17 protein-coding genes and 1 pseudogene are annotated in these 18,900 nt (G+C 63.6%); 5 read left to right on the top strand and 13 right to left on the bottom strand.

Annotation, left to right across the window (positions count from 1 at the left end):
- Positions 1 to 2: 2 nt before the first annotated feature.
- The 3 genes from ORS3428_RS09370 to ORS3428_RS09360 are packed head-to-tail and all read right to left on the bottom strand — an operon-like array spanning position 3 to position 1,899.
- Complete coding sequence (locus ORS3428_RS09370; RefSeq protein WP_071096725.1) at positions 3 to 677, bottom strand: methyltransferase family protein; 675 nt, start codon at positions 675 to 677, stop codon at positions 3 to 5.
- Positions 678 to 704: 27 nt separating this feature from the next.
- The gene (locus ORS3428_RS09365; protein WP_071096723.1) at positions 705 to 1,313 is read right to left on the bottom strand and encodes a flavin reductase family protein; all 609 of its coding nucleotides are present in this window, start codon (positions 1,311 to 1,313) and stop codon (positions 705 to 707) included.
- Between the two features lies 1 nt (position 1,314).
- The gene (locus tag ORS3428_RS09360) at positions 1,315 to 1,899 is read right to left on the bottom strand and encodes a nitroreductase family protein (RefSeq protein WP_071096721.1); all 585 of its coding nucleotides are present in this window, start codon (positions 1,897 to 1,899) and stop codon (positions 1,315 to 1,317) included.
- A 164-nt stretch (positions 1,900 to 2,063) separates the two neighbouring features.
- Between ORS3428_RS09360 and ORS3428_RS09355 the strand changes: the two genes are divergently transcribed.
- Entirely contained in the window at positions 2,064 to 3,029 is a 966-nt protein-coding gene (locus ORS3428_RS09355; RefSeq protein WP_071096719.1) for a hypothetical protein, read from the top strand.
- 9 nt (positions 3,030 to 3,038) lie between these two features.
- Here ORS3428_RS09355 and ORS3428_RS09350 read toward each other — a convergent pair whose 3' ends face one another.
- The 5 genes and pseudogenes from ORS3428_RS09350 to ORS3428_RS09330 form a co-directional block, all read right to left on the bottom strand.
- Positions 3,039 to 3,980 carry a lysophospholipid acyltransferase family protein gene (locus tag ORS3428_RS09350; protein WP_071096717.1) on the bottom strand — a complete coding sequence of 314 codons (942 nt, stop codon included), beginning with the start codon at positions 3,978 to 3,980 and terminating at the stop codon, positions 3,039 to 3,041.
- A gap of 173 nt (positions 3,981 to 4,153) precedes the next feature.
- Positions 4,154 to 6,127, bottom strand: a complete 1,974-nt coding sequence (gene thrS, locus ORS3428_RS09345; RefSeq protein ID WP_071096715.1) for a threonine--tRNA ligase — start codon at positions 6,125 to 6,127, stop codon at positions 4,154 to 4,156.
- A gap of 327 nt (positions 6,128 to 6,454) precedes the next feature.
- Positions 6,455 to 7,264 (bottom strand): annotated as a pseudogene (gene blaOXA / locus ORS3428_RS09340) (class D beta-lactamase).
- 140 nt (positions 7,265 to 7,404) lie between these two features.
- Positions 7,405 to 7,779 carry a membrane protein insertion efficiency factor YidD gene (gene yidD / locus ORS3428_RS09335; RefSeq protein WP_071096713.1) on the bottom strand — a complete coding sequence of 125 codons (375 nt, stop codon included), beginning with the start codon at positions 7,777 to 7,779 and terminating at the stop codon, positions 7,405 to 7,407.
- Positions 7,780 to 7,869: 90 nt separating this feature from the next.
- Positions 7,870 to 8,316: an iron-sulfur cluster assembly scaffold protein gene (locus ORS3428_RS09330; RefSeq protein ID WP_071096711.1), complete on the bottom strand. Its 447-nt coding sequence runs from the start codon at positions 8,314 to 8,316 to the stop codon at positions 7,870 to 7,872.
- A gap of 236 nt (positions 8,317 to 8,552) precedes the next feature.
- Between ORS3428_RS09330 and folE the strand changes: the two genes are divergently transcribed.
- The 3 genes from folE to ORS3428_RS09315 all read left to right on the top strand — a co-directional run bounded on the left by folE (position 8,553) and on the right by ORS3428_RS09315 (position 10,703).
- The gene (gene folE, locus ORS3428_RS09325) at positions 8,553 to 9,179 is read left to right on the top strand and encodes a GTP cyclohydrolase I FolE (RefSeq protein ID WP_071096709.1); all 627 of its coding nucleotides are present in this window, start codon (positions 8,553 to 8,555) and stop codon (positions 9,177 to 9,179) included.
- Between the two features lie 41 nt (positions 9,180 to 9,220).
- The gene (hisI, locus tag ORS3428_RS09320; protein ID WP_071096707.1) at positions 9,221 to 9,679 is read left to right on the top strand and encodes a phosphoribosyl-AMP cyclohydrolase; all 459 of its coding nucleotides are present in this window, start codon (positions 9,221 to 9,223) and stop codon (positions 9,677 to 9,679) included.
- Positions 9,680 to 9,764: 85 nt separating this feature from the next.
- Positions 9,765 to 10,703, top strand: a complete 939-nt coding sequence (locus ORS3428_RS09315; RefSeq protein ID WP_071096805.1) for a patatin family protein — start codon at positions 9,765 to 9,767, stop codon at positions 10,701 to 10,703.
- Between the two features lie 15 nt (positions 10,704 to 10,718).
- Here ORS3428_RS09315 and recJ read toward each other — a convergent pair whose 3' ends face one another.
- The 5 genes from recJ to ORS3428_RS09290 form a co-directional block, all read right to left on the bottom strand.
- Entirely contained in the window at positions 10,719 to 12,503 is a 1,785-nt protein-coding gene (recJ, locus tag ORS3428_RS09310; protein ID WP_071096705.1) for a single-stranded-DNA-specific exonuclease RecJ, read from the bottom strand.
- A 143-nt stretch (positions 12,504 to 12,646) separates the two neighbouring features.
- The gene (glpX, locus tag ORS3428_RS09305) at positions 12,647 to 13,630 is read right to left on the bottom strand and encodes a class II fructose-bisphosphatase (RefSeq protein WP_083355073.1); all 984 of its coding nucleotides are present in this window, start codon (positions 13,628 to 13,630) and stop codon (positions 12,647 to 12,649) included.
- A 141-nt stretch (positions 13,631 to 13,771) separates the two neighbouring features.
- Positions 13,772 to 15,085: a homoserine dehydrogenase gene (locus ORS3428_RS09300; RefSeq protein WP_071096703.1), complete on the bottom strand. Its 1,314-nt coding sequence runs from the start codon at positions 15,083 to 15,085 to the stop codon at positions 13,772 to 13,774.
- Between the two features lie 47 nt (positions 15,086 to 15,132).
- Entirely contained in the window at positions 15,133 to 16,350 is a 1,218-nt protein-coding gene (locus ORS3428_RS09295) for an LL-diaminopimelate aminotransferase (RefSeq protein WP_071096700.1), read from the bottom strand.
- A 43-nt stretch (positions 16,351 to 16,393) separates the two neighbouring features.
- On the bottom strand, positions 16,394 to 16,804 hold the full coding sequence (locus tag ORS3428_RS09290) for a hypothetical protein (RefSeq protein WP_071096698.1): 411 nt from the start codon (positions 16,802 to 16,804) through the stop codon (positions 16,394 to 16,396).
- A 97-nt stretch (positions 16,805 to 16,901) separates the two neighbouring features.
- Here ORS3428_RS09290 and phaC point away from each other — a divergent pair, with 97 nt between their 5' ends.
- Entirely contained in the window at positions 16,902 to 18,737 is a 1,836-nt protein-coding gene (phaC, locus tag ORS3428_RS09285) for a class I poly(R)-hydroxyalkanoic acid synthase (RefSeq protein ID WP_071096695.1), read from the top strand.
- Positions 18,738 to 18,900 lie beyond the last annotated feature (163 nt).

Here is an 18,900-nt window from a genome sequence, read left to right as displayed (position 1 = left end):
CGCTACCAGACCATCGGGATCAGCCGGTAGCGGACATTCGCCGCATAGTCGTCATAGCCGCGCAGGCCGGTTCGCAGCGCCTTTTCTTCGATGAAGGTACGGATGGCGAGAAGCGCGGTGAAGACGGGCACCGATGCCAGCCCCCACCAGGAGCCGAGCAGCAGCGCCGTGCCGGCGAAGAACAGGATGGTGCCGGCATACATCGGGTGGCGGACATAGCTGTAAGGGCCGGTGGTGATCACCTTCTGGCCGCGTTCACCCTGGATCTTCACAACCGGCGCGGCGAAGCTGTTTTCCAGCATCGTCAGGTAGCAGATCCAGATGCTGACCAGCAGGACGATCGCGCCGATCGCCTGCAGCCATATCGGAACGGCCGACCATGCAAAGCGGAAGTCGAGGCCCATCAGGATTTGCCATGCAAAGATGCCAATAAGCAGTATCGAGAGCAGGATCTTGTCGGCCGCCGCCTGGTTCTTCTGGATCGGCGGGCTCAGCCGCTCATTCATCAGCCCGGGATCGCGCCTGACCAGCGCCACGCCCAGTGTCAGGCTGAGCCCCACCATCAGCGCCAGATAGACCCAGGCTCCCGGCCAATGGAGCGTTCCGGCCGACAGGAAGAGCAGCGCGCCCATGAAGCCGAACCACAGGAATGTCTGGACAACCAGTTTCGCGACCATGATTTGCCTTTCGCGAATGCCCTCCGGTCATTCCTTCGCCCAGCGCGGTCGCCGCATCGAAAAGATCTCATTGACGCTGGCATAGTCCATGTAGCCGAGCCGGGCGACATTGCCGGCCCTGACGACGTCGAACACGCCCTCCTTGAGATAGGCGTCGTCGATGTGGACGCCAATGACCTCGCCGGCAACGACAATGGCGCTGGTCTCTGTGCCGTCCAGCGCCCGTGGCCGGAATATCTCTGTCACCCGGCATTCGAGCGCCGCGGGCGCCTCGGCCACGCGCGGCGGCGCAACGAGACGCGAGGGCGCCATGGCGAGGTCGGCGTAACCGAATTCGCTGACGCCGCGCGGCGCATCGACGGCCGTGCGGTTCATCTTCTGGGCGAGCTCGCGGCTGACGAGATTGGCGACGAATTCGCCCGTCTCGGCCGCGACCGTTGCACTGTCCTTCTGGCCTTCGGATGAGAACCAGACGATGAAAGGGCGCGTCGAAAAAGCGTTGAAGAAGGAATAGGGAGCGAGATTGAGCTTGCCTTCCCTGTCGATCGTCGAGATCCATCCGATGGGGCGGGGTGCGACGATCGCCTTCGACGGATCGTGCGGCAGGCCATGTCCCTTCGAAGGCTCGTAGAACATGTCAGCCGGCCCATGGCCCGCTGTAGTCGGCATAGAGCTTCGCCGGATCGGGCCGCGGCCGCTCCGGCGCCGGCCCCTGATAGGAGCCGATATGGACGAAGCCGACGACGCGCTCCTGCGGCGACAGCCCGAGGATCGCCCTGCCCTCCGGAACGTCGGAATACCAGTTGCTGATCATGTTGGTGCCATAGCCCAGCGCGTTGGCCGCGATCATCAGATTCATAGCCGCCATTCCGCCCGACAGGAACATCTCCCATTGCGGGATCTTGGGATTCTCCCTCGGCACCGACACCACGCCGATCACCAGCGGCGCGCGCGAGAAGCGCGCCAGCTCCTGGTTGCGCCGTCCCTCGGGCAGCGGCCCCTCGCGCTGCTCGGCAAGCGCGGCGAGCTTCTTGCCGATCTCGACCCGCGCCTCGCCACGGTAGAGAATGAACCGCCAGGGCTCGAGCCGGCCGTGATCGGGAACGCGCGAGGCGGCCGTGATCATGGTGGCGATCTCCGCATCGCTCGGCGCCGGTGCCTTGAGATCGGGAATCGGCGCGGAATTGCGGGTCAGCAGGAAGTCGATGATCGGCGACGCCATGGGCGCAAGTTCTCCTGAAACATTCAAATTTTGAGCTGAAGCGCGCCATCGGGAGGTCGGGCGGCTCTGGYGGTGACGCATTTGCGCCGGATAAAGGGCCATGCCGGAATGCAGTGGGCTCTTGAGYCTTGAAATTGCCACCGCCTTGGGCTTCAACGCAAGGCATGTTTGAGGGGATCCTGCGCCTTGTCGTGATCTGGCTGGTCGCTGCGCTGTTCGCGGTGCAGGCTACCTTCGCGCTGGCCCAGAACGCCAACGACGTCGACAAACTGAAGCTGCCCGGCATTTCGAACTATGCCACGCCGAAGAGCGAGAGATCGCAGGCGCTCGGCAGTGGCGGCGCGATCACCCTTTCAGCGCAATTGACCGACAAGGGCGCGGACATCACCCGCGGCATCGTCTGGCGGGTGTTCAAGCCGGAACCCTCCAGCGACGGCAAGCTGCCGATGGTGGCGTCCGCGCATGGCGGCACGGCGGTGTTCCAGCTCGATCCCGGCAGCTACCTTGTTCATGCTTCCTACGGGCGGGCGGGCGCCACCAAGCGCATCACCGTCGGCAAGGACGCCAAGCGCGAGAACCTCGTCCTCGACGCCGGCGGCTTGAAGCTCGACRCCGTGACATCCGGCGGCGCGCATATCCCGCCGAAGAAACTTCGTTTCGCAATCTATGAGGGGCGGGTCGAGCCGAACGGGGACCGCGCGCTGATCGCTCCCGATGTCGCGCCCAACTCTGTGGTGCGTCTGAATGCCGGCACCTACCACGTCGTCTCCACCTATGGCGCGGTGAACGCCGTGATCCGGTCCGACATCCGTGTCGAGGCCGGCAAGCTGACCGAGGCGACCGTCGAGCACCGCGCGGCCGAGATGACGATGAAGCTGGTGCGAGACCCCGGCGGCGAGGYCATCGCCGACACCTCGTGGTCGCTGCTCAACGAATCCGGCGATCCGATCAAGGAGGCCGTCGGTGCCTTCGCCTCGATGGTGCTGGCCGAAGGCCAGTACACCATCATCGCCAAGAACCGCGACCGCATCTACCAGAAGGACTTCACTGTGGTGGCCGGCCAGAACCAGGAAATCGAGGTTGTGGCCAACGAATCGTCCGCCATCGATCCAGAGGAAGGCGCGGACTGATCGCTCCCGTCAGGCAGCCTTGCGCATCCGCTTGGGCAGGAACGGCACGCGTCCGCGCGGCGCGGCCGCGGGAGCAAGATCGAAGACCGCTCGATAGAGCCGGTCGAGCAAGGCCTTGCGGTCGCGCAGGGGCTCCAGATCGCTCCATCTGAGTACATCGCCGATGCGCACCTCGATCGCCTTGCCGGACAGGCGCGCGAATTCGCGGATGAGCAAGGAGGTGCGCAGCGTCAGCGAGGCCTTGCCGACGAATTTCGCCACGCGGTTGTCGCGCTCGGCCATGTTCATCGGCCCGCTGACCAGATGGAAGAGACGGCCGTTCTGGCCGGAGAAATGCATCGGGATCACGGACGCCCTGGCCTCCTGGATCAGCTTGGCAGGGAACATTTTCCACGGCAGGTCGATCGCCCGGCCAAAGCCTTTCGGCGCCGTGGCGACGCCGCCTGCCGGGAAGACCACGATGGTGACGCCTTCCTTCAACAGCCGCACCGCCTCGTGGCGCACCGCCATGTTGTTCTTAAGCGCTTCCTTGGTCTCGGAAAAATCGATCGGGAGCGAATAGGCCTCCATCTCACGGATCTTGAGCAGATCCTTGTGGATCATGACCCGGAACGGACGGCCGAGCTGTTCGGCCAGCGACAGGACGGCGATGCCGTCGCCGATGCCGAAGGGATGGTTGGCGACGATCACCAGCGGCGTGTCCGGCAACGCCGGCGGCGGCCAATGGCCGGCATTGCGCACCCTGACGTCGATCAGTTCCAGCATACGGCTGAACACGCGCTCGCCGGTCGGTGCCACCTGGCGGCGCCAGAAGTCATAGAGCACGGCAAAGCGGTCGCGGCCTGACAGACCCTCGACGGAATGGATGAACCACCGGGTCAGCATCGGCTGATGCTGGTTGGCGTAGGAGAGCTCGGGAAACGGCCTTTCCCGCAGTTTCAGCTTGAGCATGTCGGCTCGTTACAGGGTTGGCGTGACAGGCGTGTGAAAATGGCGGTGGACCATGCGACCGCCATTCCGATAATGTCCGCCCAAAACTATGCAGCGGTTTTGGGCGATATGCATCAAAACGAAAGACTTGAAGCGCGTCGCAGCGCGACGCGCTTCAAGAGAGGTTGAGCAATTCAGGCCGCGCGGCGCTTGCGGTCCGGCGAGATCGCCTCGTCGGCCAACAGTTTCACGGCTTCGGCCAGTTTCAGCGATTCCTGGTCGCGCGAGCCCAGCCGGCGGACATTGACGGTTTCCTCTTCCGCCTCGCGCTTGCCGCAGACGAGGATGACCGGAACCTTGGCAAGCGAATGCTCGCGCACCTTGTAGTTGATCTTCTCGTTGCGCAGGTCGGACTCGGCGAGCAGGCCCGCCGCCTTGAGCCGCTCGACGACCTTGATCGCATATTCGTCGGCATCGGACGTGATCGTCGCCACCACCACCTGCAGCGGCGCGAACCACAGCGGGAAGTGTCCGGAATAGTTCTCGATCAGGATGCCGAGAAAGCGTTCCATCGAGCCGCACACCGCGCGGTGCACCATGACCGGCTGCTTCTTCTCCGAATCCGAACCGATATAGAAGGCGCCGAACCGTTCCGGCAGGTTGAAGTCGACCTGCGTGGTGCCGCACTGCCATTCGCGGCCGATGGCATCCTTGAGCACATATTCGAACTTCGGACCGTAGAAAGCACCCTCGCCCGGATTGATCGAGATCTTGATGCGGTTGCCGGAGCGTGTGCGGATCGTCTCCAGCACATTGCTCATGATAGCCTCGGCATGGTCCCACGCCTCGTCGGTGCCGACGCGCTTGTCCGGCCGCGTCGACAGCTTCACGGCGACCTCGTCGAAGCCGAAATCGGCATAGGTCGACAGGATCAGATCGTTGATGCGCAGGCATTCCGCGGCCAGTTGCTCCTCGGTGCAGAAGATATGCGCATCGTCCTGCGTGAAGCCGCGCACGCGCATCAAGCCGTGCAGCGCGCCCRATGGCTCGTAGCGGTGCACATTGCCGAACTCGGCAAGCTTCACGGGCAGTTCGCGGTAAGACTTCAACCCGTGCTTGAAGATCTGCACATGGCCCGGGCAGTTCATCGGCTTCAGCGCGAAGATGCGGTCGTCGTCGGTATCGTCGCCGGCAACCGTCACCTTGAACATCGCGTCGCGATACCAGCCCCAGTGGCCGGAGGTCTCCCACAGGCTCTTGTCCAGCACCTGCGGCGCGTTGACCTCCTGGTAGCCGTGCTCGTCGAGGCGGCGACGCATGTAGTTGACCAGGTTCTGGAACATCTTCCAGCCCTTGGCGTGCCAAAAGACGACGCCCGGCCCCTCTTCCTGGAAATGGAACAGGTCCATCTCGCGGCCGAGCTTGCGGTGGTCGCGCTTCTCGGCCTCCTCCAGCAGCGTCTGATAGGCATCGAGCTGCGCTTGGTCGGCCCAGGCGGTGCCGTAGATGCGCGTCAGCATCGGGTTATTGGAATCGCCGCGCCAGTAGGCACCCGCCACCTTCATCAGCTTGAAGGCGTTGCCGACCTGCCCCGTCGAAACCATGTGCGGACCGCGGCAAAGGTCGAACCAGTCGCCCTGCGCGTAGATCTTGATGTCCTGATCTTCGGGAATGGCGTCGATCAGCTCGACCTTGTAGCGCTCGCCCTTTTCGGCGAAGACCCTCTTCGCCTTGTCGCGCGACCAGACTTCCTTGGTGAACGGCTTGTTGCGCTGGATGATCTCGCGCATCTTCTTCTCGATCGCCGGGAAATCCTCCGGCGTGAACGGCTCGTTCCGCGCGAAGTCGTAGTAGAACCCGTTCTCGATCACCGGCCCGATGGTCACCTGCGTTCCCGGCCAGAGCTCCTGCACGGCCTCGGCCAGCACATGCGCTGCATCGTGACGGATGAGTTCCAGCGCGCGCGGATCGTCGCGGGTGATGATCTCGACCTTGCCCGACTTGCCCAGCGGATCGGAAAGGTCGCGAACGGTGCCGTCCATCGCGTAGGCCACGGCCTTCTTGGCCAGCGACTTGGAGATCGATTCGGCAAGGCCGGCGCCGGTCATCGCCGCGTCGTAGTCGCGGACGGAGCCATCGGGAAATGTCAGGGAAACGGAATTCAGCATCAGAGTTCTCCTATCCAGTCCCGCAAACGAGCGCGGGTGGTGAACGCATGTCGCAATATTGCGCTATGGCATGCAGAGGTTAGCCGGAGGCGCCAATCACATGGACGACGGCCGGCGGGCGCGGTTTTAGAGGCAGTGTCGCGTCAGGTAAAGAGCCGCTGCCGGGAATTGTCGTCGTAAAGCCCTCGCCCACCTCGGTTTGGATGAGATGAAGGGTCGGAAGCAGCAATATCGTCGCCCGCTGCGGACGCCATAGCGTTTTCTGGGCCCTTGGCATCGCGCGTGGGAGGTCCGCCACGCATTGCTTCTACCGAAATCCGACGAGCCTCACTTCACCAGATGCGGCAAATCCTTCAGGAATGCTGCCCGCGTCGCCAGTCCCTTCGGCTTGTCGCCGCGCGTGCCGTCGACAACCAGCCGGGCGAAGATGATCCTGCGGCCGTCCTTCTCGGCCCAGCCGACGAACCAGCCGAGCGACCGCATGTTCTTGTCGAGCGCGGTGCTGCCGGTCTTGCCCTGCACGGTCCAGTCCCCTGCCTTGAAGCTCGGGATGATCGCTCTCGTCATCTCATGCGCCTTCGCCGAGACCGGCATCTTTCCGGCAAGCAGCCGGCACAGGAAGGCTGTCTGCTCGACAGGCGAGATTTCAAGCGAGGAATCCACCCAGGAATTGGTCAGGCCGTCCTTCTTGCCGGCGGTACCCGAGACATCCGCATTGCCGTAGCCGAATTTCGATACATAGCCGGCGAAACGGTCCTCTCCCAACCGCCGCGTGATCTCGCGCGAATACCAGATGATGGAATCGCGCTCTCAGATCGTCGGATCGACGGTCTTGCGGTCGCGCTTCACGGCGTTGAACTCGGGCTTGTAGTCCCAGCTCGGCGTATGCGGATCGCTCAGGATTCCGGCATCGTRGCCGATCAATGCCAAGGGCACCTTGAAGGTTGACGCCGGGCTGGCGCGCCGGTCGCAGACACCGTCCTGGTAAAGCGTCGCGCCGCTTTCCGAGTCCTGGATCAGCGTGCAGTGGATGTCCTCGAGCGGCGCCGATTGCGCCCGGATCGGCAGGYCGAGCATCCAGGCCAGAAGGAAGAGGACAATGGCAATTATGAAGGGATAGCGGTCCATCTGGCGCATGCGAAGCTCACTCCTGAAAGGGATAACGAGGGGCGGCTTAGCGAGGCGTCTTGTCCCGATTTTGTCTCAAATTCGCAGCGTTTGTGCAGCTTGGTGTTAACCCTACCGGATCGTAAACAGGCCTGCGAATGTCGGTGCGATCAGCCGTCAGTCTCGTCGCGTTTCTTGCCGATCTGCCAGTACCGCCAAGGCATGAACCAGACATAGCGCTGGGCAAGTGTCTCCGGCACGCGGTCGATGCCATGCGTTCCGAAGGGTCCGCAACGCGAGACCCGGAACAGCGCCATCCATCCGCCGGCCCAAAGGCCATGACGCGCAATCGCCTCATGCGCGTATTCGGAGCAGGTCGGCAGATGCCGGCAGCTGTTGCCGACAAAGCCGGAAAGCGTCAGTTGGTAGAGCCGCACCAGTGACGTGCCGAGGACCCGCCCCGGCGTCTTGCGCCAAGGTCCCTGCCAGTTGCGTCCGCGCGGAAGCCTCCGGACGCTATGCGCATGCCGAGGATGGTCGCCCATCCGCACTTCTCCATGCAGTTTCCTGCTTGTTTAATGTGTTAAATGTGGGCTTTGAACCGGGAACGCAACGAGCTTTTCAGATCGTGGCTCTCAGGCGGCCTGTCCGGCGCGCTTCTTCTCGATCTGGCCAATCGCGTCGACCACAGCGTCGAAGGTCAGCATGGTCGAAGCGTGGCGCGCCTTGTAGTCGCGCACCGGCTCCAGATATTTCAAGTCGGCGAAGCGGCCTTCCGGCGGCGCGCCGTTTTCTTTCAGCATCTTCAGCATTGTCTCGCGCACGGCGCGCAATTCGTCGGCATTCGCGCCGATCACATGCTGGGCCATGATCGAGGAGGAAGCCTGGCCGAGCGCGCAGGCCTTCACGTCATGGGCGAAGTCGGTCACCACATCGCCGTCCATCTTGAGGTCGACGGTGACGGTCGAGCCGCACAATTTCGAATGCGCCCTGGCGGTCGCGTCGGGGTGATCGAGACGGCCGATCCGGGCTATGTTTCCAGCGAAGCCCAGAATTTTCGTATTGTAGACGTCGTCAATCATATTTTTCCAATCCGTCGCCGCCGAGCGAACAGCCTTTGCCGCTGTTGTGTCTTCCTTTCGCTCTGCACGACCATATATAATGCTGGCAGTCGGGCATCGACAAGGCAGCCTCAAGCCATTGTCATTGCTCATCTGTTCACGCCGCTTACGGGCTGGAAACCGGGCGAGTTTCACCCGAAAGGTCGTGGTCCGTTCAACTCGTCCCACCTTTGAGTGGGACTACGGGAGACGCCTTTATGGATGCCGTCATCAAGAAACTCATGCCCCCTTCCTCCTACATGGAGAAGCCGGTTACCGACCGGCCGAGCGAGGCCGAGGTGGAAGCCGCCGTGCGCACGCTTTTGCGCTGGACGGGGGACAACCCTGATCGCGAAGGCCTTGTCGACACGCCGAAGCGCGTCACCAAGGCCTTCCGCGAGATGTTCAACGGCTACGACATGTGCCCGGCCGAAGAGCTCGGCCGCACTTTCGAGGAAGTGGCCGGCTATGACGACCTGGTGATCGTCAGGGATATAAAGTTCCATTCCCATTGCGAGCATCACATGGTGCCGATCATCGGCAAGGCGCATGTCGGCTACTTGCCGGACGGCAAGGTCGTCGGCTTGTCGAAGATCGCGCGCGTCGTCGACATCTTCGCGCATCGCCTGCAGACCCAGGAGGCGATGACCGCGCAGATCGCCGGCGTCATCCAGGATGTGCTCAACCCGCGCGGCGTCGCCGTCATGATCGAGGCCGAGCATATGTGCATGGCCATGCRCGGCATCCGCAAACAGGGCTCGACGACGCTCACCTCGACCTTCACCGGCGTCTTCAAGGACACGCCGGAGGAACAGGTGCGCTTCGTCACCATGGTGCGCGGCTGACCGCCGGCGGTGCCGGCCCAAAACACAAAAAAGGACCGGCCATGTCCGCGCTCAAATTTCCTGACGCTCCAACGGATAAGAAAGCGCTGGAGGAAAGCACCGTCTTTTCTCCGCGCTTCGATGCCGCTGGCCTCGTGACGGTCGTCGTCACCGACGCCGGCGACGGCATGCTTTTGATGGTCGCGCATATGAACGCCGAGGCGCTGGCGCTGACGCTGGAAACCGGCATTGCCCATTATTGGTCGCGTTCGCGCAATGCGCTCTGGAAGAAGGGCGAGACCTCCGGCAATTTCCAGCGCGTTGTCGAGATGCGCACGGATTGTGACCAGGATGCGATATGGTTGACCGTCAAGGTACAGGGTCACGACGCAACCTGCCACACCGGCAGACGTTCTTGCTTTTATCGGACGGTGGGACTGAACGACGGCAAGGTGACGCTTGCCGATGACGGCAGCAAGCCGCTGTTCGATGCGCAACAGACGTATCGGAAGCCGGCGTGAACCATTCTACATTCACAAATCACTCACATTCACTATTCTCAAACAATCCTTCCTGTAGAAAGGATACGGGACAAGGGAGATCATGATGCTCGAATGGGCGTCATTGCGCGGCAGACCTGACGTTCAGGAGGCGAATGGCCCTGCATCGTCCGGCGGCGTGCCCGAGCCGAAAACGACGAGGAAGACGGGCATTTCGCTGGCGCTCGGYGGCGGCTGCGCCCGTGGCTGGGCTCACATYGGTGTGCTGCGCGCATTGGAYGAAGCGGGCATCGAGGTATCGATGATCGCAGGCACCTCGATCGGCGCGCTGGTCGGTGGCTGCTATCTCGCCGGCAAACTGGATGAACTGGAGGAATTCGCCAGAAGCCTGACCAAGCGCCGCATCTTCGGGCTTCTCGATTTCAATCTGCGCGGCAGCGGCCTGTTCGGCGGCATGAAGCTCGACACGCGGCTGCGCGAGCACGTGGCCGGCATCCGTTTCGAGGACCTGGCGAAACCGTTTGTCGCCGTCGCATCGGAAATCCGCACCGGCCACGAAATCTGGCTGTCGAGCGGCTCGCTGATCACCGCCATGCGCGCGTCCTACGCGCTGYCCGGCGTCTTCGAGCCCGTGAACTGCAACGGCCGCGTGCTGGTCGACGGCGCGCTGGTCAATCCGGTGCCGGTCTCGGTCTGCCGTGCCTACGAGCAGCCGCTCGTCGTGGCCGTCAACCTGCACTACGACCTGTTCGGGCGTGCCGCGGTGATAAAGCATAGTGCGGGCGAGCTCGTCATCGAGAGCGACCCGCCGCACCACACCCGTCTCGGCATCACCGGCGTCATGGTCGAGGCCTTCAACATCATCCAGGACCGGATTTCGCGCGCAAGGCTCGCCGGCGATCCGCCTGATATGTCGTTGCAGCCGAAGCTAAGCCATATCGGCCTGACCGAGTTCCACCGCGCTGACGAGGCGATCCGCATCGGCTATCAGGCGACGATGTCCCAGATCAGCGAATTGGCGCGGCTGCAGACGGTGCTCGCCTGAAGCCTCGGCCGAGTTTCAAGCAATCGCGGCATCCGTGATGCGGAATTGCACTGTCCGGTTGCCGTTCCAGTAATTGCCCGACAGCGAGCCGGCGACATGCACGGCCTTGCCCCTATTCTTGAACAGGAATTCGCCGAGCGCGGTGTCGACGGCGCGGAAGGCGATCGCCTGGATGCTGCCGCCGCTTTGCGACCTGAGGTCGACACGGATGTGGTTGGTGCCGATCGGCCGCGCATCGGCGAGCCTGTGGCGCGGCAGCACGAACACAGGCGCGATATGTCCTGCGCCGAACGGGCCAGCTTTCTCCAGCGCGTCGAGCAGCGCGAGCGTCGCGCCCTCGGCGGCTAGAGCGCCGTCGATCGCCAGGCTTTCCTCGCTCTGCAGCCGGAACACCTCCGCCGCGGYGCGCTCCTCGAAGAAGGCTCTCAGCGCGCCGAGCTTGGCCCGTTCGACGGTGATGCCGGCCGCCATGCCGTGGCCGCCGCCCTTGACGATCAGCCCGGCATCGGCCGCCTCGCGCACCAGCCGGCCGAGATCGAACCCTGAGACCGAGCGGCCCGAGCCGGTGCCCGTGCCGTTGGCGTTGAAGGCGATGGCGAAAGCGGGACGCCGCGCATGCTCCTTGAGCCGCGAGGCCAGCAGCCCGACAATGCCGGGATGCCAGCTGTTGCTCGCGGTGACGACAATCGCAGGCCCGCTGCCGCGGGCGAGTTCGGCATCGGCCTCGGCGCGCGCCTGAGCCAGCATCTCCATCTCCATCTGCTGCCGCTCCTGGTTGAGCCGGTCGAGCGTCTCGGCGATGCTCGCGGCCTCCACCGGATCGTCGGTGGCGAGCAAGCGACTGCCGAGGGCGGCATCGCCGATGCGCCCGCCGGCATTGATGCGCGGCCCGATCAGATAGGCGAGATGGAAGGTGTTGATCGGCTCGCCGATGCGCGACACCCGGGCAAGCGCTGCCAGCCCCTCATTGTTCTGCTGGCGCGCCACCTGCAGTCCTTTGACCACGAAGGCCCGGTTCACGCCCGTAAGCGGCACCACGTCGCAAACCGTTGCCAGCGCGACGAGATCGAGCATCAGGAGCAACTCCGGCGGCGCGGCGTTCGGCAGCCTTTCGCGCAGCAATTTCGCCGTCTGCACCAGGCAAAGGAAGACGACGCCGGAGGCACAGAGATGCCCCTGCCCGGAAAGATCGTCCTCCCGGTTCGGATTGACCACCGCATCCGCCGCGGGCAGCGCGCCGCCGACCTGGTGATGGTCGAGCACCACGACGTCGGCGCCGGCCTCTCTGGCCGCCTCGATCGAAACGGCGCTGTTGGTGCCGCAGTCGACGGTGACGATAAGTTTCGCGCCGCGCGAAATGAGTTCGCGCATGGCCTCCGGATTGGGGCCGTAGCCCTCGAAGATCCGATCCGGGATATAGATCTCGGACGGTACCGAAAAATGCGCCAGAAACCGCTTCAGCAACGCCGACGAGGCCGCGCCGTCGACGTCGTAGTCGCCGAAGATCGCCACTTTTTCGCGCGCCAGGATCGCCTCCGCCAGCCGCGCCGCCGCCTTTTCCATGTCGGTGATCGAAGCCGGATTGGGCAGCAGATCGCGGATGGTCGGATCGAGGAAGCGCTCGGTCTGCTCCACCGTCACGCCGCGCCCGGCGAGCACCCGCGCGACAATGTCCGGCACCCCATGGCCTTGCGCGATGGCTAAAGCAGCCATGTCCTGCCGCTCGGTCAGCCGGTGCTGCCAGGAGACACCGGTCGCCGACTGCCTGACATCGAGGAAGAAACGTCTTTCGCCCGTCATGCGACGCGCCGCCCGCATATTGTCATTTCGCAGATATCAATATGCGACGGCCGTAGCAATTCCGGGAAAGTTGGTAATTCCAGGAAAAGCGTGAAACGGCTTTCGGTCCGGAACTGCGCCAAAAGAGCCTAAGCGGGGCGAAATCAAAACTTTTCCAGATCCTGGTGGCGCGCCTTGATCTCGCGCACCGTGCGCGAGGACGAGCGCAGCACGATGGTGTGGGTGGTGATGAAGGTGCGGCCGAATTTCACCCCGTCGAGCAGATTGCCGTCGGTGACGCCGGTGGCGGCAAACAGCACGTCGCCGCGCGCCATATCCTGCGCGCGATAGATCCGCTTCGGATCGGAAATGCCCATCTTCTCGGCCCGCGCGACCTTCTCGGGCGTGTCGAGCAGCAGCCTGCCCTGCATCTGCCCGCCGGTGCAGCGGAGCGCTGCCGCGGCGAGCACCCCTTCCGGCGCGCCGCCGGTGCCGAGATAGATGTCGATGCCTGTCTCTTCCGGATCGGTGGTGTGGATGACGCCGGCGACATCGCCGTCTCCGATCAGCCGGATGGCGGCACCGGTGGCGCGCACGGCGTCGATCAGCTTGGCATGGCGCGGCCGGTCGAGGATGCAGGCGGTAATGTCGGATACCGACACACCCTTGGCCTTCGCGAGTTTGGCGATGTTCTCGGCCGGCGGAGCATCGATGTCGATCAGGCCTTCAGGATAACCGGGCCCGATGGCGATCTTGTCCATGTAGACGTCCGGCGCGAACAGCAAGCTGCCTTTTTCCGCGATGGCGATGACGGCGAGCGCATTGGGCAGGTTCTTGGCGCAGATCGTCGTGCCCTCGAGCGGATCAAGCGCGATGTCGACCGCCGGGCCTTTGCCGGTGCCGACCTCCTCGCCGATATAGAGCATCGGCGCCTCATCACGCTCGCCCTCGCCGATCACCACCGTGCCCTTTATGGCGAGCCGGTTGAGTTCCTGGCGCATGGCGTCGACGGCGACCTGGTCGGCGGCCTTCTCGTCGCCGCGCCCGCGCAGCCTGGCCGCAGCGACCGCCGCCCGCTCGGTGACACGCACCACTTCCATGGTGAGAATCCGGTCGAGGCCGGCAGCGATGTTCTGGGCCATATTCATGAATGGGCTTTCCTCATTGACACTATAGCGCACCTCCCGCCAGAGGCGCGCTTCTTGTGTCAAAGCTCCGTGACAACGGCAAGACTTGCCATGTCACTTTTTGAAATGGCAGCAATATCAATCGATTGAAGAAGACCGGGATTATTCCGCCCGCTCAATGCGGATCACCTGCGGCTTGTCGGTCAGGTGGCCGTCCTTGGTGACACCCTCGACCGCCTTGCGCACCGCGGCTTCCGTCGTCTCGTGGGTGACCAGGATCACCGTCTTCTGCGCCTGGGCATCCGGTCCGGCCGTCTGCTGGACGATCGATTCCAGCGAGATGTCGTTGTCGGCCATGCGCTTGGCGATCGCCGCGAAGACGCCGATGCGGTCATGCACGGTGAGCCGGATAAAATAGCCGCCGGCATGGCTGCGCATCTGCGCCTTTCTGTAGGGCTTCAATTCCTTCGCCGGCCAGCCGAAGACCGGTCCATGCTGGAAGCCAGGCCGGCTCTTGGCGATGTCGGCGATATCGCCGACCACCGCCGAGGCGGTCGCATTGCCGCCCGCTCCGGGGCCGGAGAGCAGCAATTCGCCGAGAATGTCGGTCTCGATCGCCACCGCATTGGTGACGCCGTGCACTTGCGCGATCACCGACGCCGTCGGCACCATGGTCGGATGGACGCGCTGCTCGATGCCGCTTTCGGTGCGCTGCGCGACGCCGAGCAGCTTGATGCGGTAACCGAGATCGGCCGCCGCGCGGATGTCGGCCTGGGTGATGTTGGAGATGCCTTCCATGTAGATGTCGTTGGCGGCGATCCTCGTGCCGAAGGCAAGGCTGGTCAGGATCGACAGCTTGTGCGCCGTGTCGTGGCCCTCGATGTCGAAGGTCGGATCGGCCTCGGCATAGCCGAGTCGCTGCGCGTCCTTGAGACAGGCGTCGAAGGAGATGCCCTCGGCCTCCATGCGGGTCAGGATGTAGTTGCAGGTGCCGTTGAGTATGCCGAAGACGCGRCTGACTTGATTGCCGGCCATCGCCTCGCGCATCGTCTTGATGACCGGAATGCCGCCCGCCACCGCCGCTTCGTAGTTGAGCAGCACGCCTTTCTTCTCGGCGATCTCGGCCAGTAGCACGCCGTGCTTGGCAAGCAGCGCCTTGTTGGCGGTGACCACATGGCGGCCAGCCTCGAGCGCTGCCTTCACCGAGGCCCGCGCCGGTCCCTCATCGCCGCCGATCAGTTCGACAAAGACATCGATGTCGGCCATTTCGGCCATCTTCACGGCATCGTCGAACCATGTGGCGGCACCGAGATCGACGCCTCGATCGCGCTTTGGATCACGGGCCGAGACGGCTGCGACGACGATGTCGCGGCCGCACTGGCGGGTGAGCTCGGTAGCCTTTTCGTTGAGCACGCGCGCCACCGAGGCGCCTACAGTGCCAAGGCCGGCAATTCCAACACGCAACGCTTCAGCCATGTCCGGCGACGCCCCTCAAAGATTGCTCGGTGTGATGTGCGGCGAACTCAGCGATGGGCCGCAAGCGGAACGACATTGTTGGGCTGCTTGGCGGTCGAGGCCAGGAAGCGCTTGATGTTGCGCGCCGCCTGCCGGATCCGGTGCTCGTTCTCGACCAGCGCCACCCGCACGAAGTCGTCGCCATGYTCGCCGAAGCCGATGCCCGGCGCCACCGCGACGTCGGCATGCTCGATGAGCAGCTTGGAGAATTCGAGCGAGCCGAGATGGCGGAACTGTTCCGRGATCGGCGCCCAGGCGAACATCGAAGCCGCCGGCGCCGGAATGGTCCAGCCGGCGCGGCCGAAGGAATCGACCATCACGTCGCGCCGCTTGTGGTAGACCTCGCGCACCTCGGCGATGTCGGCGCCGTCGCCGTTCAGCGCATGCGCCGCCGCCACCTGGATCGGCGTGAAGRCGCCGTAATCCAGATAGGACTTGACCCTGGTCAACGCCGCGATCAGCCGCTCGTTGCCGACCGCGAAGCCCATGCGCCAGCCGGGCATGGAGAAGGTCTTGGACATCGAGGTGAACTCGACGCAGACGTCGATCGCGCCCGGCACCTGCAGCACCGAGGGCGGCGGATTGCCGTCGAAATAGATTTCCGAATAGGCAAGATCGGACAGGATGATGATGTCGTTCTTCTTCGCGAAGGCGACCACATCCTTGTAGAAATCGAGCGAGGCGACCAGCGCCGTCGGGTTCGACGGATAATTGAGGATCAGCGCCAGCGGCTTGGGGATCGAATGGCGGATGCCGCGCTCGACCGCCGGGATGAAGTTATCATCGGGCTCGACCTGCAGCGAACGGATGACGCCGCCCGACATGATGAAGCCGAAGGCGTGGATCGGATAGGTCGGATTGGGGCAAAGGACGACGTCGCCGGGGGCGGTGATCGCCTGCGCCATGTTGGCGAAGCCCTCCTTCGAGCCGAGCGTCGCCACCACCTGCGAGTCGGGATCGAGCTTCACGCCGAAGCGGCGGGCATAATAGTTCGCCTGGGCGCGGCGCAGGCCCGGAATGCCGCGCGAGGACGAATAGCGATGCGTGCGCGGATCGCGCACCACCTCGCACAATTTGTCGACGATGGCCTTCGGTGTCGGCAGGTCCGGATTGCCCATGCCAAGGTCGATGATGTCGGCGCCGCGCGAGCGGGCGCTGGCCTTCAGCCGGTTCACCTGCTCGAACACGTAAGGCGGAAGCMGGCGGACCTTGTGAAATTCTTCCATTGGAGTTCCAGACGATGGGGCGCGTTCGGGGCGCGATATAGACCTAATTGCAGTTAGGGTCGAGGGCGGGATCGCATTTGCCTTCGATCTGCTTCAGCGTGTCCTTGCCATGCGTTCTGGCGAGCGTGTTGAGCGCCGCCGGGTTGGCAGGTGTTTTGTTGCTGCCGCCCTTGGCAAGCTGCGCCTGCTGGTCGGCCTTGAGCTCGCCGAGCTTTGCGGYGGTCTCCTCCTTGCTCACCTGCTTGGCAGCCACCTTCGGCGGAATGTTGAGGTTTGGATAGGAGCCGGTGTCCTTCGGTCCTTCGGTCAAAGCCGTCGGTGCCGCATTGCTGGTATTGCTGCTGGTGGCGCAGCCGCCCGCCAGCAGCGGGGCGCACAGCAACGCGGTCGCGGCGGCGATGCGGCAAATCGAACCGGCGCCGCGAAAATGAGTCCCGCCAACATTGATCGTCATATTGTTTTCCTGGCAGCCGGGTTAGAGCAAGTTGGACCCGGTCAGATGTCCCATGGTAATATGTCAACAAAACGCTCCGGGAGGAACCCCGCGAACCATGTCCAAAGCACCCGATTCGGACAAAGCGGAAAATGGCGGACCTTCGACCGTCGAGCAATATCTGGTGAAAGATCCCGAGCGCTTTGCGCTCAACATGGCGCGCATGATCGAGCAGGCCGGCAGGGCGGCTTCCGCCTGGGCCGAGCCGCGCGAAAAGGGTGAGGTGCGCGACCATGTCGCCGAACCCGTGGTCGACATGGTCAAGACCTTCTCCAGGCTCAGCGAATACTGGCTGGCCGACCCGCAGCGCGCGCTTGAAGCGCAGACGCGCCTCTTCGTCGGCTACATGACGGTCTGGGCGAACGCCATCCAGAAGGTCAGCCCCAACGCCGAAGCGCCCGAGGACGCGGTCAAGCCCGAGCGCGGCGACAAGCGCTTCCAGGACCCGGAATGGGGCCGTAACGCCTTCTTCGATTTCCTGAAACAGGCCTATCTGGTGACCTCTCGCTGGGCCTCGGACCTCGTCGAGCATGCCGAAGGCTTGGACGAGCACACCCGCCACAAGGCGAGTTTCTATGTCAAGCAGGTCTCCAACGCGATCGCGCCCTCGAACTTCATCCTGACCAATCCGGAGCTGTTCCGCGAGACCGTCGCCTCCAACRGCGAGAACCTGGTGCGCGGCATGAAGATGCTGGCCGAGGACATCGCCGCCGGCAGGGGTGAGCTGAAGCTCCGCCAGGCCGACTATACGCCCTTCGAGATCGGCAAGAACATCGCGACCACGCYCGGCAAGGTGATAGGCCGCAGCGACGTCGCCGAGATCATCCAGTACGATCCGGTGACCGAGACGGTGCTCAAGCGGCCGTTGCTGATCTGCCCGCCCTGGATCAACAAATACTACATCCTCGACCTCAACCCGCAGAAATCCTTCATCCGCTGGGCGATCGAGCAGGGCCACACGGTCTTCGTCATCTCGTGGATCAACCCGGACGAGCGCCACGGCGCCAAGGGCTGGGAGGCCTATATCCGCGAGGGGCTGCAATATGGCCTCGACATGGTCGACAAGGCGACCGGCGAGAAAGAGGTCAACGCGATAGGCTATTGCGTCGGCGGCACGCTGCTGGCGGCAGCACTCGCCCTGCTGGCGCAGGAAGGCGACCACCGCATCAGGTCGGCGACCTTCTTCACCACACAGGTCGACTTCACTCATGCCGGCGACCTGAAGGTCTTTGTCGACGAGGAGCAGGTTGCCGCTGTCGAGCGCTCGATGAGCGAGAAGGGCTATCTCGAAGGCACCAAGATGGCGACCGCCTTCAACATGCTGCGCTCGGGCGACCTGATCTGGCCCTACGTCATCAACAACTATATGCGCGGCAAGGACCCCCTGCCCTTCGACCTTCTTTACTGGAATGCCGACTCGACGCGCATGGCGGCGGCCAACCACTCCTTCTATCTGCGCAACTGCTATCTCGAGAACAATCTCTCGCGCGGTACCATGGAGCTTGCCGGCCGCAMCGTCTCGCTGGCCGACATCACGATCCCGATCTACAACCTGGCCACGAAAGAGGACCACATCGCGCCGGCGCTCTCGGTGTTCCTCGGCTCGCGCTATTTCGGCGGCGACGTCGAATATGTGATGGCAGGCTCCGGCCACATCGCCGGGGTCGTCAATCCGCCGGCGGCGCATAAGTACCAGTACTGGACGGGTGGCAAGCCGGTGGGCGACTTCGGCCAGTGGTTCGCGACTGCGCACGAGCATCCGGGATCCTGGTGGACGCATTGGCAGCACTGGATTGAAAGCCAGGACAATATCCATGTACCCGCCCGCAAACCCGGCAAGCGCATGAAAACCTTGGGCGATGCGCCGGGCACCTATGTGAAGGTGCGTGTGTAACGGACTGTAATGTCTGGTGAGTTGACGGACCATCAAAACGGGGCGAAATGGTGGTGTTAATCGTTTTCGCAACCTCAATTCGCCTCTGAGACTCAGAATAAATCCGAGGTTTGCAGATTCGACACAGATCCCGTTTCCGGTTCGGGAACAGGAGGTCATCGCC

This window comes from Mesorhizobium sp. ORS 3428, from assembly GCF_001854785.1.
In the GTDB taxonomy this organism is placed as follows: Bacteria; Pseudomonadota; Alphaproteobacteria; order Rhizobiales; family Rhizobiaceae; genus Mesorhizobium.
Note: the sequence above shows the minus strand (reverse complement) of the source record. Positions and strands in the feature narration are given on the sequence as shown.

Coding starts and splice junctions, on each gene's coding strand:
- ORS3428_RS09370 (WP_071096725.1), bottom strand. CDS start 677: ATGGTCGCGAAACTGGTTGTCCAGACATTCCTGTGGTTCGGCTTCATG.
- ORS3428_RS09365 (WP_071096723.1), bottom strand. CDS start 1,313: ATGTTCTACGAGCCTTCGAAGGGACATGGCCTGCCGCACGATCCGTCG.
- ORS3428_RS09360 (WP_071096721.1), bottom strand. CDS start 1,899: ATGGCGTCGCCGATCATCGACTTCCTGCTGACCCGCAATTCCGCGCCG.
- ORS3428_RS09350 (WP_071096717.1), bottom strand. CDS start 3,980: ATGCTCAAGCTGAAACTGCGGGAAAGGCCGTTTCCCGAGCTCTCCTAC.
- yidD (WP_071096713.1), bottom strand. CDS start 7,779: ATGGGCGACCATCCTCGGCATGCGCATAGCGTCCGGAGGCTTCCGCGC.
- ORS3428_RS09330 (WP_071096711.1), bottom strand. CDS start 8,316: ATGATTGACGACGTCTACAATACGAAAATTCTGGGCTTCGCTGGAAAC.
- hisI (WP_071096707.1), top strand. CDS start 9,221: ATGTCCGCGCTCAAATTTCCTGACGCTCCAACGGATAAGAAAGCGCTG.
- glpX (WP_083355073.1), bottom strand. CDS start 13,630: ATGAATATGGCCCAGAACATCGCTGCCGGCCTCGACCGGATTCTCACC.